General features: G+C 68.5%; 17 protein-coding genes. 5 read left to right on the top strand and 12 right to left on the bottom strand.

Features of this window, described 5'->3' with window-relative positions:
• Positions 1-5: 5 nt before the first annotated feature.
• Positions 6-1,313: a GTPase HflX gene (gene hflX / locus LT972_RS05620; RefSeq protein ID WP_232572216.1), complete on the top strand. Its 1,308-nt coding sequence runs from the start codon at positions 6-8 to the stop codon at positions 1,311-1,313.
• Positions 1,314-1,355: 42 nt separating this feature from the next.
• Here hflX and LT972_RS05615 read toward each other — a convergent pair whose 3' ends face one another.
• The 5 genes from LT972_RS05615 to LT972_RS05595 all read right to left on the bottom strand — a co-directional run bounded on the left by LT972_RS05615 (position 1,356) and on the right by LT972_RS05595 (position 5,522).
• A complete protein-coding gene (locus LT972_RS05615; RefSeq protein ID WP_232572215.1) occupies positions 1,356-2,120 on the bottom strand; it encodes a DUF4397 domain-containing protein in 765 nt (254 codons plus the stop codon).
• Positions 2,121-2,338: 218 nt separating this feature from the next.
• Positions 2,339-2,839 carry a cyclic pyranopterin monophosphate synthase MoaC gene (moaC, locus tag LT972_RS05610; RefSeq protein ID WP_269780548.1) on the bottom strand — a complete coding sequence of 167 codons (501 nt, stop codon included), beginning with the start codon at positions 2,837-2,839 and terminating at the stop codon, positions 2,339-2,341.
• Positions 2,832-4,268, bottom strand: coding sequence for an NAD(P)H-hydrate dehydratase (locus LT972_RS05605; RefSeq protein ID WP_232572214.1), 1,437 nt, complete (start codon positions 4,266-4,268; stop codon positions 2,832-2,834). Before LT972_RS05605 ends, moaC begins: the two co-directional genes overlap by 8 nt.
• 42 nt (positions 4,269-4,310) lie before the next feature.
• Positions 4,311-4,589, bottom strand: coding sequence for an acylphosphatase (locus LT972_RS05600; protein WP_232572213.1), 279 nt, complete (start codon positions 4,587-4,589; stop codon positions 4,311-4,313).
• 45 nt (positions 4,590-4,634) lie between these two features.
• Positions 4,635-5,522, bottom strand: a complete 888-nt coding sequence (locus LT972_RS05595; RefSeq protein WP_232572212.1) for a DNA-3-methyladenine glycosylase family protein — start codon at positions 5,520-5,522, stop codon at positions 4,635-4,637.
• Between the two features lie 87 nt (positions 5,523-5,609).
• Between LT972_RS05595 and LT972_RS05590 the strand changes: the two genes are divergently transcribed.
• Complete coding sequence (locus LT972_RS05590) at positions 5,610-6,017, top strand: DUF555 domain-containing protein (RefSeq protein WP_232572211.1); 408 nt, start codon at positions 5,610-5,612, stop codon at positions 6,015-6,017.
• Between the two features lie 53 nt (positions 6,018-6,070).
• Here the strand turns inward: LT972_RS05590 and LT972_RS05585 are convergent, their stop codons facing one another.
• Positions 6,071-6,310, bottom strand: a complete 240-nt coding sequence (locus LT972_RS05585) for a UPF0058 family protein (protein ID WP_232572210.1) — start codon at positions 6,308-6,310, stop codon at positions 6,071-6,073.
• Between the two features lie 143 nt (positions 6,311-6,453).
• Between LT972_RS05585 and LT972_RS05580 the strand changes: the two genes are divergently transcribed.
• Positions 6,454-6,852, top strand: a complete 399-nt coding sequence (locus LT972_RS05580; protein ID WP_232572209.1) for a translation initiation factor IF-2 subunit beta — start codon at positions 6,454-6,456, stop codon at positions 6,850-6,852.
• On the opposite strand, the gene LT972_RS05575 is transcribed toward LT972_RS05580, so the two are convergent.
• From LT972_RS05575 to LT972_RS05550, 6 genes are all read right to left on the bottom strand, one after another.
• Positions 6,853-7,035 (bottom strand): DUF7836 family putative zinc-binding protein, encoded by a 183-nt coding sequence (locus LT972_RS05575; protein WP_232572208.1) that lies wholly within the window; start codon positions 7,033-7,035, stop codon positions 6,853-6,855.
• A 57-nt stretch (positions 7,036-7,092) separates the two neighbouring features.
• Positions 7,093-7,722: a phosphoribosyltransferase gene (locus LT972_RS05570; protein ID WP_232572207.1), complete on the bottom strand. Its 630-nt coding sequence runs from the start codon at positions 7,720-7,722 to the stop codon at positions 7,093-7,095.
• A 72-nt stretch (positions 7,723-7,794) separates the two neighbouring features.
• On the bottom strand, positions 7,795-10,134 hold the full coding sequence (locus LT972_RS05565) for a DUF7282 domain-containing protein (RefSeq protein ID WP_232572206.1): 2,340 nt from the start codon (positions 10,132-10,134) through the stop codon (positions 7,795-7,797).
• A gap of 192 nt (positions 10,135-10,326) precedes the next feature.
• Positions 10,327-10,629 (bottom strand): hypothetical protein, encoded by a 303-nt coding sequence (locus tag LT972_RS05560; RefSeq protein ID WP_232572205.1) that lies wholly within the window; start codon positions 10,627-10,629, stop codon positions 10,327-10,329.
• 73 nt (positions 10,630-10,702) lie between these two features.
• Positions 10,703-10,978 (bottom strand): ArsR/SmtB family transcription factor, encoded by a 276-nt coding sequence (locus tag LT972_RS05555; RefSeq protein WP_232572204.1) that lies wholly within the window; start codon positions 10,976-10,978, stop codon positions 10,703-10,705.
• Positions 10,979-11,050: 72 nt separating this feature from the next.
• Entirely contained in the window at positions 11,051-11,335 is a 285-nt protein-coding gene (locus tag LT972_RS05550; RefSeq protein WP_232572203.1) for a DUF357 domain-containing protein, read from the bottom strand.
• Between the two features lie 128 nt (positions 11,336-11,463).
• On the opposite strand from LT972_RS05550, the gene LT972_RS05545 reads away from it, so the two are divergent.
• Together LT972_RS05545 and LT972_RS05540 are read left to right on the top strand one after the other, a co-directional pair.
• Complete coding sequence (locus LT972_RS05545; RefSeq protein WP_232572202.1) at positions 11,464-12,792, top strand: FAD-dependent oxidoreductase; 1,329 nt, start codon at positions 11,464-11,466, stop codon at positions 12,790-12,792.
• Between the two features lie 41 nt (positions 12,793-12,833).
• Entirely contained in the window at positions 12,834-13,547 is a 714-nt protein-coding gene (locus tag LT972_RS05540) for a hypothetical protein (RefSeq protein ID WP_232572201.1), read from the top strand.
• Positions 13,548-13,603: the final 56 nt, after the last annotated feature.

The following is a 13,603-nucleotide window of genomic DNA, read 5'->3' as shown; positions in this document are numbered from 1 at the left end:
GACAAGTGACGGGAACAGCCACGGAGACGGCGGTCGTCGCGAAGCGCGTGGACGACGGCACACCGGAGACCGAGGAGATTCGCGACCTCGTGCGAGCGGCGGGCTACGAGGTCGCCGCGGAGGTGACCCAATCGCGGACGGCGGACCCCGCGCTCCAACTCGGCGAGGGAAAGGTCGAGGAACTCGCGGTCGTCGTCGACGAGACGGACGCGGACCGCGTGGTGTTCGACAACCGACTCGGGCCGTACCAGACGTACAACCTCGGCCAGAACCTCCCCGAGGACACGGAGGTCGTCGACCGGTTCCGGCTGATTCTGGACATCTTCGGGCAGCGAGCGCACACGCGGAAGGCACAACTGCAGGTCGAACTCGCCGAACTCCGGTACGAACTGCCGCGCGCGGAGGCGAAGACGAGCCTCGCGCAGCGCGACGAGCGCCCCGGGTTCATGGGACTCGGGGAGTACGACGAGAGCCGGGAGCAGGACATCAAGGCCCGCATCTCCCGGATTCGGGACGAACTGGAGAACATCGAGAAGACCGAACAGCAGCGCCGCGAGACGCGCCGCGAGTCCGGCTTCGACCTGGTGGCGCTGGCGGGCTACACGAACGCCGGGAAGTCGACGCTCCTGCGCCGCCTCGCCGAGGACGTGGACGTCGACGAGAACGAAGACCTCCACCCGGACCTCGACACGACGGCGGAGTCCCAGGACAAACTGTTCACGACACTCGGGACGACGACGCGCCGACTGGAGATGGAGCGCCGGAACGTCCTGCTGACGGACACGGTGGGATTCATCAGCGACCTCCCGCACTGGCTCGTGGAGTCGTTCAAGTCCACGCTGGAGTCCGTCTATCAGGCCGACCTCGTGCTCCTCGTGGTGGACGCCAGCGAGTCCATCGACGAGATCCGGGAGAAACTGACGACGTGTCACGACACCCTCTACGAGCGCAACGAGGCGCCCATCGTCACCGTGTTCAACAAGCGCGATGCGGTCGACGACGACGAACTCGACGAGAAGATGGCGGCGCTGTCCGCCCTCGCGCCGAACCCCGTCGCGGTGAGCGGACTGGAGGCCATCAACCTCGACGAACTCGTCGAGCGCATCGACGCCCGCCTCCCGGAGCGCGAGCGCGAGCGCCTCGTCCTCCCGATGACCGACGACACGATGAGCGTCGTGTCGTGGGTCCACGACCACGCCTACGTGCGGGACGTGAACTACGGCGACGAGGAGGTCGTCATCGACTTCGAGGCGCGCCCGACGATTGTCGAGCGCTCCCACGCGAAAGCGAGTGAACTGGTCGCGGAAGCGTAGCCGCGAACGCAGCCCCGGTCGCGTGTCCGAGTCCTCTCGAAGTTACGGCAGTTCGACGGTCACGGACGCGTCCTCGGTCAGGATGACCTCGAACGGCGTGTCTGCGGGCGCATCGTCGGGCGACGCGTATCCGACCGCCCACGCGGTGTAGGCTTCTTCGTCGTCTAGCGAGACGTCCACGGTCGCGACCACGGGCCCGTCGGCGTTCGGGGTGTCCGCGCGGATCTCGACCTCGTAGTCGCCGGCGGGCACCGTCACGTACGCCGAGGCGTTCCCGAAGCTGACGTTCTCGGCGAGCACCACGTCGCCGTCCTCGGCGGTCACGTCGACCGTGGGGGCGTCGGGCGAGAGGTGGGCGACGCGGACGGCCGCGTAGTCGTTGTCTGGCGTCAGCGCGTCGTTCGGGAAGACACGCGGCGCGAACGCGGTCGTGCCGTTCTCGCTCACCTCGCCGGCGGCCGCGACGGTGGTGGCGGTGCCGCGTTCGAGCGTCAGGTTCCCCTCGAAGACGACTGCGCTGCGGTCGTCGGCGACGGTGATGGCGACGGTGTGCGCACCGGCGTCCAGTTCGAGGTAGTCGCTGACGTCGCCGAACGCGAAGTCCTCGAGTGCGGTCTCGTTGTCGACGTACACGTCGACGGCCGGTGCGTCGGGCGACGCGTGCGCGACGTTGAGGTAGGCTACGTTCTGTGGGTTTTCGGCGGTTTCGGCGGCGCTCGCGGCGAGCGCTCCCGTCGTGGCGACTGCTCCCGCGACGAGTGCGGCGAGTAGCACCGCCGTTAGTGTCCGTGACAGTTCGAGTTGCATACGAATCGACAGACGACGCCTGTGCTCTTCGTTATTTGTTGTAGAATAGACTGGTCGGTTGGCTTACCACGGGGCGCGAATCAGTAAGGGCGGGCACGCTTCCCGGAACGGTGAGCGTACCGGACTCCCGTCGTGGGGCGCGTCGCGCCACGGCCGGGAAAGACGACCCTTCGAGCAGCAGTCTGGCGATTCGCGACGCGGGCCCGACCGAGCGCGGCTCAGTCCAGTCGGCGCTTCTCCTTCGCCACGACCTCGACGCCCTCGATTCGCGTCCCCGGGTACTGCCCCTCGTCGTCTTTCTCCGCCGCCTTCACCATGTCCCAGACGACGTTCAGCCCAGTAGTGACGCCCTCTAAGGCCTCCATCTCGCAGCCGGTCTTCCCGGTCGTCTCGACGGCGACCTCCAGCACCACGCGGTCCTCGCGCACGTCGAAGTCAGTCGCGACGTTCGTGATTGGAATCTGGTGGCACATCGGAATCGTCTCCCACGTGTGCTTGACGGCCTGCACCGCGCCGACGCGCGCCGTCGCGAGCACGTCGCCCTTCCCGATTTCGTCGCCGCGAATCGCGTCCACGGTCGGCTCGGCGAGGTGAATCTCGCCCCGTGCGACCGCCCGGCGGGCCGTGTCGGGCTTGTCGCCCACGTCCACCATCTGCACGTCGCCGTCGTCGGTCGTGTGCGTGAGGTCGTCGGCCGCACCCGACTCGCCGTCAGTCACTTTCCTCACCCCACAGCGCCCGCGGGAGCGCGTCCAGCAGGTCCGTCGCGAGCAGGCCGTACCTCTGTTCGTCGACCACGCGGTCGCCCGCCGCGCCGTTCGCGTAGGCGCCGACGCCCGCCGCGTCCACCGCGTCGAGCGTCGAGAACAGCGCGCCCGTCGCGCCGGCGAGCACGTCGCCGGTGCCGCCGACCGTCATTCCGGGGTTCCCCGTTCGGTTCGCGCGCGTCGTCTCGCCGTCCGAAACCACGTCGTACGCGCCCTTCACGAGCAAGGTGTGGCCGAGTTCGGCGGCGAACGATTCGACGGCGTCGGCGCGCTCCTCCCAATCGTCGGCCTTCGGGCCGCCCATGTCCGCGAGTTCGCCCTGGTGGGGCGTGCAGACGAGGTCGGCGTCCGTCTCCACGCCGGGGACGACCTGCAGGGCGTCGGCGTCCACGACCGCCTTCCCGTCGTAGTCGGCGAGGAACTCGCGGACCGCGGTGAGCGTGCCGTCGGCGTCGCCGAGACCCGGGCCGAGCACGACAACGTCAACGTCCTCGGCGCGCGCGAGCAGTTCCGGGACGTGCTCGGGGACGAGTCTAGTGCCGACCAGCGAGTCCACGATGAGGTTCTCGCTGTACCCGCGAATCGGGTCGGCGACCTCGTCGGGCACCGCGAGGTACGCGAGGTCGGCGCCCGCCCGGAGCGCGGCCTGCGCAGAGAGCGCTGGGGCGCCGGTGTAGGGGCCGCCGCCGACCACGAGCACGCGCCCGAAGTCGCCCTTGTGGGCGTGCGGGTCGCGCTCCAACTGGAGCAGGTCGCCGGGGCCGACGAACAGTTCGGCGGCCTCGGGGATGCCGATGTCCGCGACGGTCACGTCGTCGCGGTCGGCGAGCGCGGGCTTGGTGTCGTGGAACGTCACGACGCGGTCGGCGTCCACCGCGACGCCCGGCGTCTCGCCGGTGTCGGCGTCCATCCCGGAGGGCACGTCGACGGCGACGACCGCCGCGTCCGCGTCGTTGACGGCCTCGATTGCCGTCGCCTCGGGTTCCCGGGGCGCGCCCGAGACGCCCGTGCCGAGCACGGCGTCCACGATGACGTCCGGGTCGCCGAGGTCGAGGCTCTGTGAATCCGTTACAGCGCGCGCGTCGTACTCGCCGGCTTCGAGCGCGTCCCAGTTCTCGCGGCTGATGTCGGTCGCGATGGACTCGGGGCGCCCGAGCAGGTGGACGGTCGCGTCGTAGTCGTCGAGGAAGCGCGCGGCGACGAACGCGTCCCCGCCGTTGTTCCCGCGCCCGGCGACGATTGCGACGCTCGCGCCAGCGTCCGCCACCTCGCGCACCTCGCGGGCGACGGCGTTCCCGCTGGACTCCATCAACTGCTTCCGGGGGACGCCGACCGCCTCGGCGTTCCGGTCGACGGCGGCCATCCGGTCGCTCGTAATCATGCCCGGACGTTCGACGCCGCCCACCCTAAATCCGTGGGCGACTCACCGCCGAACCTCGAAGCCCTCGACGCCCTCCGGGTCGCCGTACTCCACGTCGACGCCCTCGACGCGCGCCGCAGGACTGCCCTCGTGGCACCACTCCACCATCGACTCGACGGCGTCCTCGGCCCCCTCGAAGACGGCCTCGACGCGGCCGTCCCGGAGATTCCGAACCCACCCCTCGACGCCGTGCTCTTCGGCGGCGTCGCGGGTGTTCGCGCGGTAATAGACGCCCTGGACCTTCCCGGAAACGAAGACGTGAGCGCGCGTGTCGTCGGCCATGCGAGGCGCTACGGCGGACACCGCGAAAAAACTACGGCGCGCTCGCTACTCGCCGCCCGACCGGAGGTAGTGGAAGAGGTAGGTTTGTGTATAGCCGGCGTACGGCCCCAGTCGCTCGCGGAACGCCCGCGAGGTGTCGGCGTAGTTCCCGCGGTCGCAGTCCGGGTAGTGGTCCTCGATGGCGGTCTGCATCCACGTGTCGAGGGGGACGGCTTCGAGGTAGCCCAGCGAGAACAGGAGCACGCAGTCCGCGACTTTGTCGCCGACGCCGACGAACCCCGTGAGTTTCTCGCGCGCGAGTTCGTACGCTCGACCCCGGACGTCCTCCTCGGTGAGTTCGCCCGACGCGACCATCTCGGCGGTGCGCTGGACGTAGGGCGCGCGGTAGCCGAGTTTCAGGTCGCGGAGGTCGTCCTCGGTGGCCTCGGCGAGCGTCTCCGGTCGCGGGAAGCCGTAGACCGTCTCGCCGTCGAAGTCGATGGGGTCGCCGTACTCGGCGCGCAGGGACTCCTGCATCGCGAAGATGCGTTCGACGCGCATCTGGGCCGAGCAGATGAACGAAATCAGGCAACCGAAGAAGGGGTCGCGGACGATTCGGAGGCCGTCGTAGGCGTCCCACGCGGCCTGCGCGAGGTCGTCCTCGGTGGCGGCGCGCCGAATCTCGCGGAGGTCGTCGCGGAGGCCGAGCAGGTCGCGAACGAGGTCGGCGGCGTCCGTCGTGGCACGCCACTCGATTGCGTCCTCGGTCTGTCGGGCTTCGACCACGTCGTCGCCGACGACGGTGCGGTACCAGGCGTCGCCGCCGTACGCGCCGTCGGTCTCGTAGGTGGCGCCGTCGGGCCGCCACCAGAGGTACGTCTGGCCGCTCTCCAGCGTGGACTGGAGGTCGACCGCGCCCGGCACGTCGTCGACGGGAATCGCGCCGCGTTCCATCGAGACGAGGTTCGTCGCCGGCGGGGAAGTCGGCGTCGGTTCCGGGCCAAATTTCTTCTACGTTGCCTGCGAACACGTCACGTAGTCATGGATTGTCGGGTGGTCGTCGAGGCTGCAGTCCCCGTGTACGACGTGCAGTCCGCAGACGAGGCCGTTCGCATCGCCATCTCGAAGACCGGGGAGATGTTGAACCCGGACCTGAACTACGTCGAGATAGACATGGGCGAGCGGTCCTGCCCGCACTGCGGCGACGACCTCCAGCCGGCGTTCGTCGCGGCCGACGAGAGTCTGGTCGCGCTCGAACTGGAGATGACGGTGTTCAACGTCGAGCGCGAGGAACACGCCTCGCGCATCGCGCGAAAGGAGATCGGGAAGCGACTGGAGAACATCCCACTGGAGGTGCTGTCGGTCGAGGTCGTCGAGGAGGAGTCGGGAGGAGACGAGGACGGCGAGGCGGTCGGGGACGGCGGTTTCGACGACGGCGCGTCCGCGTGACGGCGCCGCCGCTGGGCGGTGTTGTGTCGTGAGGGGTCGTCGCGTCGGACTGCTTAGTCGGCGGAGGCGGGGACGGCGTCTTCCGTCTCTTCGCCGTGCATCGTAGAGGTGATGCCGCCTGCCAGTGCGAACACTGCTGCTTTGTGGTCGGTCTTGGATTTGTGGATGGATGTCGGGCGTACGCCGAGTTCCTCGTACTCGTCGAGCGGGATGTCCTCGTTCTCTCGCTGTTCGTAGTAGTTCCCGACCTCCGCGAGAAGGCCGTGAAGATGGATGAGCTCCTGCTTCTTCATGACACCCGATTCTAACGGGCACGGGGTTATAGTATTATCCTGAGAACCGTTGACACGGCCGTTCGTAAACCCTAGGGAGGTTGTAACGCGTATCCGACGCTGGCGATGAAAGGCTTTTGTGCGGGCCGCTACTCCGCTCGGGTATGGACTACGAAGAGCAACTCGACCGCGCGATGGACCAGAAGCCGGACATCGCGGGCAGCGAGAGCCGATTCGAGGTACCGGAGCCGAACGTCCGCAAGGAGGGGAACGTCACGGTGTACGAGAACTTCCAGTCGACGCTCGACCGCCTCGGGCGCGAACAGGACCACGTCCTGAAGTTCATCCAGAACGAACTCGGGACGAGCGCGCAGATCGACGAGAGCGGGCGCGCCCGCCTCACCGGCGAGTTCGACGGGGACCGCGTCGAGGCGGTGCTCGACGAGTACGTCGAAACGTACGTCACGTGTCCCGAGTGCGGGCTCCCGGACACGAACCTCGTCACCGAGGACGACACCGAACGCCTCCACTGCGAGGCGTGTGGCGCGCGGTCGGCGGTCTGATTACTGGAGGTTCTTGAGGTTCTCGAGGTCGCGGTCCGTCCGCATGAACTCCGCCGTGCGGCGGGTCGCGTGACAGTTCGGACAGGAGAAGTTCTGGTCGTGTTTCGGGAGGTCGCTGGGCGTACTCTCCCAGTGTTTCTGGCATTCCGGACAGGTGAGTTGCACGTACGCCTCGTGAGCCATACGTAGCGCGTCGTCGGGCGGTCAGAAAAACTTTGTCGCCCCTCGAACCCGCGGCGGTCACTCGCCGTCGTCGAGGTACGCCATCGCGTCGGCGTCCGAGACCTGTGAGAAGTCCCGGTAGGCCTGCCCGACGGCGCCGAACCACCCCGGCGTCTCGACGCAGACCACGCTGTCGGCGACGCCGGCGAGTTCGTCGAGCGTGTCCTGGGGACCGACGGGTACACCGAGCACGACGCGGGCGGCGCCCATCGCGCGCACCGACTCGATGCAGGCCCGGGTCGTCGCGCCGGTCGCCACGCCGTCGTCCACGACGGCGACCGTCAGGCCGACGAGGTCGAGCGGCGGACGGTCGGCGCGGTACGCGTCGACCTTCTCGCGGGCGGTTTCGGCGGCTCGCTCGCGTTCGGCCGCGAGGTAGTCGCTGTCGACGCCGAGGCGCGCGACGAGGTCGTCGTTCACCCAGACGGTGCCGTCGCTGGCGGCGGCGCCGATGGCGAGTTCGGGGTTGCCGGGCGCGCCGAGTTTCTTCGCCGCGACCACGTCGAGCGGGACGTCGAAGCGGTCGGCGACCATCCGCCCGACCGGCAGGCCGCCCCGGGGCACGGCGAGCACGACGTCTGGGGCGACGCCGCGCTCGGCGAGCAGGGCGGCGAGTTCGCGGCCGGCGGCTTCGCGGTCGTCGAACACGCGTCGGTGTACGGGGCCGGCGGAAAAGAAGGGGTGCGATAGTTCGCGGGTCGAAACGCGGGTAGTCGGTGCTTACTCGCGGAGCGCGAGCAGCGCCGCGCCGAGGACTGCGACGAGCGCGACGGCGACGCCGAAGCCGGGCGTGTCGCCGCCGGATTCGTCGTCGTCAGCCGTCGTCTCGTCCATCATCTCGGTGGTCTCCGTCATCTCGGTGGTGTCCATCGAGCCGACCGAGACGGTGCCGGCGTCGACGACGGCGCTCCCGTCCATCGTGTACGGACCGTCGGCGTCCGGGAACTCGTAGGTCCGGTCGCCGTCGGAGTCGACGTGCGCCATCGCGATGAGTTCGGTCTCGCCGGAAATCTCGCTCATCAGTTGGATGTCGAGGTCCTCGTGCGTGCCCGCTTCGAGGTAGGCGGTGTGCCCGAGGACTTCGCCGGGCGCGCCGTCGTCGCTGGCGTGGATGACGACGAAGCCGCCCTCGCTGAGCGTGGCTTCCTGCACGGTGACGCGGTCACTCATCGACGACTGGTCGTCGAAGGTCACGGACGCGGTGGCGGGCAGGTCGAGCATCGCGGTGGTGACGACCGGGCTGCCGGCGGCCGTGTACGGGCCGTCGTCGGCGCCGTCACTGCTCACGAAGTCGTAGGTCTGGTCGCCGTCGGTGTCCATGTGGGCCATCGGGACGACCGTCGCGTCGCCGCTCAGCGCGCTGTCGAGTTCGATGGTGACGTTCTCGTGCGTGCCGGGCGCGAGGTAGTCGCTCGTGCCGCGCACGCTCTCGAAGACTTCGCCCTCCGTCACGCTCGCGTCGTGAATCGTGACGAAGCCGCCGTCCGCGAGCGTCACCGAGTCGACGGTGACCGTCGTGCCGTCGCTGTCCTGATTCGACGCGACGACGTTCGCGGTGACGATGGTGTTGCCGGCGTCGACGACGGCGCCGCCGTTCGCGGTGAACGGCCCGTCGGCGCCGCCCTCGCTCTCGACGAACGTGTAGTTGCCGTCGCCGTCAGTGTCCATGTGCGGCATCGCGACGAGCGTCTGGGACTCGTTCGCTGCCTCGTCGAGCGTCACGGTCACGTCGGTGTGGACGCCCGCTTCGAGGTACGCGCTGTGCCCGAGCACGCTGTCGAACACCTCGCCGGCGCCGACGCTCGGGTCGTGAATCGCGACGAAGCCGGGTTCGGAGAGGTCGACGCGGTCGATGGTGACGGTGTTGCCGTCGGACTCCTGCGTGTCGTAGGCGACCGACGCGGAGACGGTCACCTCGCCGCTGTCGACGACCGCGCCGCCGTCAGCCGTGTACGGGCCGTCGTCGCCGCCTTCGCTACTCACGAAGTCGTAGGTCTGGTCGCCGTCAGTGTCCATGTGGGGCATCGCGACGAGCGCGCCGGTCTCGTTGAGAGGGCTGTCGAGGCGCACCACGACGTTCCGGTGGAGGCCGGGTTCGAGGTAGTCGCTCGTGCCGCGGACGCTGTCGAAGACGGCGCCCTCGGTGACGGTGGCGTCGTGCATCGTGACGAACCCGCCTTCCGGCACGAACACGGAGTCCACGACGACCGCGTTCCCGCCGCTGGTCTGGGCGTCGAACGTCGCGGACGCCTCCTGTGCGGCGGTCACGGACGCGGTGGTGACGACGGCGTCACCGGCCATGTTCGTGAACGGTCCGTCGTTCGCGCCGTCGCTCTCCACGAACGAGTACGACTGGTCGTCGTTCGTGTCCATGTGCGACATCGGAATCAGCGTCTCGTTGCCGACTTCCTCGTCGAGCGTGACGCGGACGTTCTCGTGGACGCCCGCTTCGAGGTACTCGCTGTGGCCGACGACGCTGTCGAAGACGGCGCCGTCGAGCACCGTCGAGTCGTGGACGGCGACGAACCCGGATTCGGAGAGTTCGACGCGGTCGAGGACGATGGTGTTGCCGTCAGTCGGCTGGTCGCTCATCGAGACGGACGCCGAGACGGTGACGTCCGCCGTGTCCACGACGGCGCTCCCGTCGGCGGTGTACGGGCCGTCCGCGCCGCCGCTGGTGGAGACGAACTCGTAGACGCGGTCGCCGTCGGTGTCCTTGTGAGGCATCGCGACGAGCGTCGCGTCCTCGCTCACGGGCTGGTCGAGGCGCACGGTGACGTTCTCGTGCGTGCCCGCTTCGAGGTAGTCGGAGGACCCGACGACGCTCGCGAGTACGTCGCCCTCAGTGACGGAGGCGTCGTGTATCGTGACGAAACCGCCGTCTTCGAGTGTCACCGAGTCGACGGTGACGGTGTAGCCGCCGCTCGTCTGCGCGTCGAACGTCACCGACGCGTGATTCGATGTCGCGGCCCCGTCGGCCGCCGCGGTCGTCGGCCCCACCGCGAACGCGGAGGCCACGACCACGAGTGCTAACGCCAGTGCCTGGATGCGTTGCCGCATACTCCCCACGACGGAGACCCATTTAAAGACGATTTTCCGAACTGACACCCAATTTCCCCCGGAAACTGTTCGGAATGCGCCCCACACGACTTCTATCGGCAATATCCGCTACTAGATACGTCGGCGAGCCACGGCCGTCGACAGGCAGTGTCGACGGGTGCGGGAGAAGGCGGCGGCGAAGAGTCGGCGGGCTCAGTCCCAGGTGACCCAGACGAGGAACGCGATGGCGACGGTTTCGAGGAGGCGCAGCGCCAGCAGTGCCGTCGCCGCGAGCTGCGGGAGGCCGCCGAACCAGCCCGCGAGCGTGTCGTGCATCATGAAGTAGTAGAGGCCGAGGGCGTTCTCCCCGAGTAACAGCAGGCCGAACAGGAACAGTCCGAGCGTGTGCTTGGAGCCGAACTGCCGGTAGTTCCGGAACCAGATGGTACACAGTACCGCGAGCAAGACGACGTTCACCCCCATCGCGACCCGCGACACGTCAGCCCAGACTGTCATCTACACCACCGTTGGCAACTCCGACAGTTATACGCTTTCCCAAATTCGGCCGTGTTTCGCCCAGAGTGCGTCATTAGTCGACCTCCTCGATGATGTCTTCGACCGTCTCCCAGTGCGTGCGCGCCCTGTCGGTCGGCAGGTAGACCGCCCCGTAGTCGTCGCCACTCGACTCCACGATGTCGTTGTCCACGAGCACCTCTAGGTGGTGACGAACCGTCTTGTAGTCGAGGTCTAAGTCCTCTGCGAGCTGGTTCGCGTTTCGCGGCCGCTCGTTCACGGCACGCAGGAGACGCACCCGGTTGGGTCCGCCTCGCGTCCCGGTCAACACGTACCAGAGCGCGGCCTCCATTGCCCGCCACGTCGCGGCGGAGTAACGTAAAACCACCCTACTCGCGTCCTGCGCTCGGCGCCGACGCGCGCCTCAGACGGTGAACAGGTGGCCGGACTCGGGCACGTCGAACAGGCCGATGCGCGCGCCGGCGTCCAGCCACGCGTGCCCGTAGGAGAACGCGGCGAGCGCGTTCACGGGGTCGTCGTGTTCCTTGAAGTGCCGCCCGTCGTCGAGGTAGGAGCGCGCCATCTCCTCGTACTCGGCTGCGGCGTCGTCCAGCGGCGTCCCCTCGGGGGCGACCGGTTCGGCCTCGGCGAGCGCCTCGGCGAGCAGTCCCTCGTAGCGGTCCATCTTCTCGTGGAGGTCGGCGGGCATAGTCTGCGTTCGGGCGACGACGGCGGTAAGTGCTTGGGTTCGAGCGGTCGTGCGCGCTCCGCGCACAACTACCGGCGGCGTCGTCGGTCAGCGGAATCTACAAACGGCCCGACCGTCGAAGTAGAGACATGAGCGAGACGCCGCGCGTAGAGATTTACACGAAGACGAACTGCACGTACTGCGAGAAGGCCAAAGACCTCTTCGACGCGAAGGGCGTCGACTACGAGACGTACAACGTCACCGGTGACGAGGAACTGTTCGCGGAGATGAAAGAGCGCGCGAACGGCCGCGAGACCGCGCCCGAGGTGTTCATCGACGACGAATTCATCGGCGGGTGGGACGACACCCACGAACTCGACCAGACCGGCGAACTCGACGAGAAACTCGGCCTCGTCACGGACGGCGGCGAACCCGACGACGTGGTCGAACACCGCGAACTCGTCGTCGTCGGGACTGGTATCGCGGCGCTCACGGCGGGCATCTACGCGGCGCGCTCGAACAACGACCCGCTGCTGTTCGAGGGCGACGAACCCGGCGGCCAACTCACGCTCACGACGGAAGTCGAGAACTACCCCGGTTTCCCCGAGGGACTCTCCGGCCCCGAACTCATCAACAACATGAAAGAGCAGGCCAAGCGCTTCGGCGCCGAGGTCGAACACGGCGTCGTCGAGCACGTCGACGAGTCCCAGCGACCGTTCCGCGTCGAACTCGCGAACGGCGACGTGTACACCGCGGACGCCGTCATCGCGGCGTCGGGCGCGAGCGCTCGCACGCTCGGCATCCCCGGCGAGGACGAACTGATGGGGTACGGCGTGTCGACGTGTGCGACCTGCGACGGCGCGTTCTTCCGCGGCGAGGACATGGTCGTCGTCGGCGGCGGCGACGCGGCCGCCGAGGAGGCCGACTTCCTCACGAAGTTCGCGGACACCGTCTACCTCGTCCACCGCCGCGACGAACTCCGCGCGGAGGACTACTGGGCCGACCGCATCCAGCAGAAGGTCGAGGACGGCGACATCGAGGTGCTGTGGAACACGGAAGCCACCGAGGTCCACGGCACCGCCGAGGACGGCGTCGACCACGTCTCGCTGGTCCGCCACCCCGAAGGCCACCCGACCGCGAAACTGGACGACGAGGACACCGAGGAGTTCACGCTCGACGTCGGCGCGTTCTTCGTCGCCATCGGCCACACCCCGAACACGGGCTACCTCGAAGACACGGGCGTCGAACTCGACGACGACGGCTACATCATCACTCACGGCGGGCGTGGCGGCGACCAGACCGCGACCGACGTGGAGGGCATCTTCGGCGCGGGCGACGTGGTGGACTATCACTACCAGCAGGCCGTCACCGCCGCCGGCATGGGCTCGAAGGCCGCCATCGACGCCGACGAGTACCTCGGCAGCGAGGCCGCGACGGCCGCCGACGAGGGCGGCGAGACGGCCGCCGCGGACGACTGACCGCCCCAAGGTTCTTTCGCGCAACTCTGATACACCGGTTCGTGAACAGACAGGTCCTCGCCGCGGCGGTCGCCCTCCTCGCGGTCGGGTCGGGGTGTCTCGGCGTCGCCGCCCCGAACCCCGTCGACGACCCGACCGTCGTCACGAACGTCGAGCGCGGCGACTGGGACGCGGTCTACGATGCACACCGGCGCGCGCTCTCGGACGGCCAATCGGTTCGCGTGTACCACGAGAGTCGCGTGAACGGGTCGGTCGTTCGAACCACTGAGTTCGTCGCGAACCGCACACAGCGCCGGGCGCGCTCCCACGAGTGGAACACGCGCGCCGGCAACGACGACGAACTGACGCGGTTCGTCGGCCCGAACGCCACCTACGTCAGGCAGACCGATATCGGTGGCGGCGACGCGTCCCTCCGAGTCGGGCGTGGCGAGGCGTTCCAGCGGGAGCGCTCGTGGATACAACACGTCGAACTCCCGACCCGCCGATTCCTCTCGGCCTACGACTTCGAGTTCGCGGGGCGCACCGACGACGGGTACGCGTTCCGAGCGAGCGAACTCAGCGAGTCGGCGCCCTACAACTTCGCGTCGGTCGGCGGGCGGTTGGTCGTCGACGACAGCGGATACATTCGGTCGCTCCGCTTGGAGCACGCGACCCGTGACGACGGGCGAGTGACGGCGGCGACGTACACCTACCGCGTCACCGGCGTGAACCACGCGACGGTGGCGGTGCCCGCGTGGGCGAACCGCACCCCGTGAAGCGGCGGCTTCGACTTCGGCGTGCGACGCGAGTCTCGCGCGCCGAATCACTACGC

Source organism: Halobacterium litoreum (genome assembly GCF_021233415.1).
GTDB lineage: Archaea > Halobacteriota > Halobacteria > Halobacteriales > Halobacteriaceae > Halobacterium > Halobacterium litoreum.
This window is presented reverse-complemented; position numbering and strand designations above follow the sequence as displayed.

Coding starts and splice junctions, on each gene's coding strand:
- LT972_RS05615 (WP_232572215.1), bottom strand. CDS start 2,120: ATGCAACTCGAACTGTCACGGACACTAACGGCGGTGCTACTCGCCGCA.
- LT972_RS05605 (WP_232572214.1), bottom strand. CDS start 4,268: ATGATTACGAGCGACCGGATGGCCGCCGTCGACCGGAACGCCGAGGCG.
- LT972_RS05600 (WP_232572213.1), bottom strand. CDS start 4,589: ATGGCCGACGACACGCGCGCTCACGTCTTCGTTTCCGGGAAGGTCCAG.
- LT972_RS05595 (WP_232572212.1), bottom strand. CDS start 5,522: ATGGAACGCGGCGCGATTCCCGTCGACGACGTGCCGGGCGCGGTCGAC.
- LT972_RS05590 (WP_232572211.1), top strand. CDS start 5,610: ATGGATTGTCGGGTGGTCGTCGAGGCTGCAGTCCCCGTGTACGACGTG.
- LT972_RS05585 (WP_232572210.1), bottom strand. CDS start 6,310: ATGAAGAAGCAGGAGCTCATCCATCTTCACGGCCTTCTCGCGGAGGTC.
- LT972_RS05580 (WP_232572209.1), top strand. CDS start 6,454: ATGGACTACGAAGAGCAACTCGACCGCGCGATGGACCAGAAGCCGGAC.
- LT972_RS05575 (WP_232572208.1), bottom strand. CDS start 7,035: ATGGCTCACGAGGCGTACGTGCAACTCACCTGTCCGGAATGCCAGAAA.
- LT972_RS05565 (WP_232572206.1), bottom strand. CDS start 10,134: ATGCGGCAACGCATCCAGGCACTGGCGTTAGCACTCGTGGTCGTGGCC.
- LT972_RS05560 (WP_232572205.1), bottom strand. CDS start 10,629: ATGACAGTCTGGGCTGACGTGTCGCGGGTCGCGATGGGGGTGAACGTC.
- LT972_RS05555 (WP_232572204.1), bottom strand. CDS start 10,978: ATGGAGGCCGCGCTCTGGTACGTGTTGACCGGGACGCGAGGCGGACCC.
- LT972_RS05550 (WP_232572203.1), bottom strand. CDS start 11,335: ATGCCCGCCGACCTCCACGAGAAGATGGACCGCTACGAGGGACTGCTC.
- LT972_RS05545 (WP_232572202.1), top strand. CDS start 11,464: ATGAGCGAGACGCCGCGCGTAGAGATTTACACGAAGACGAACTGCACG.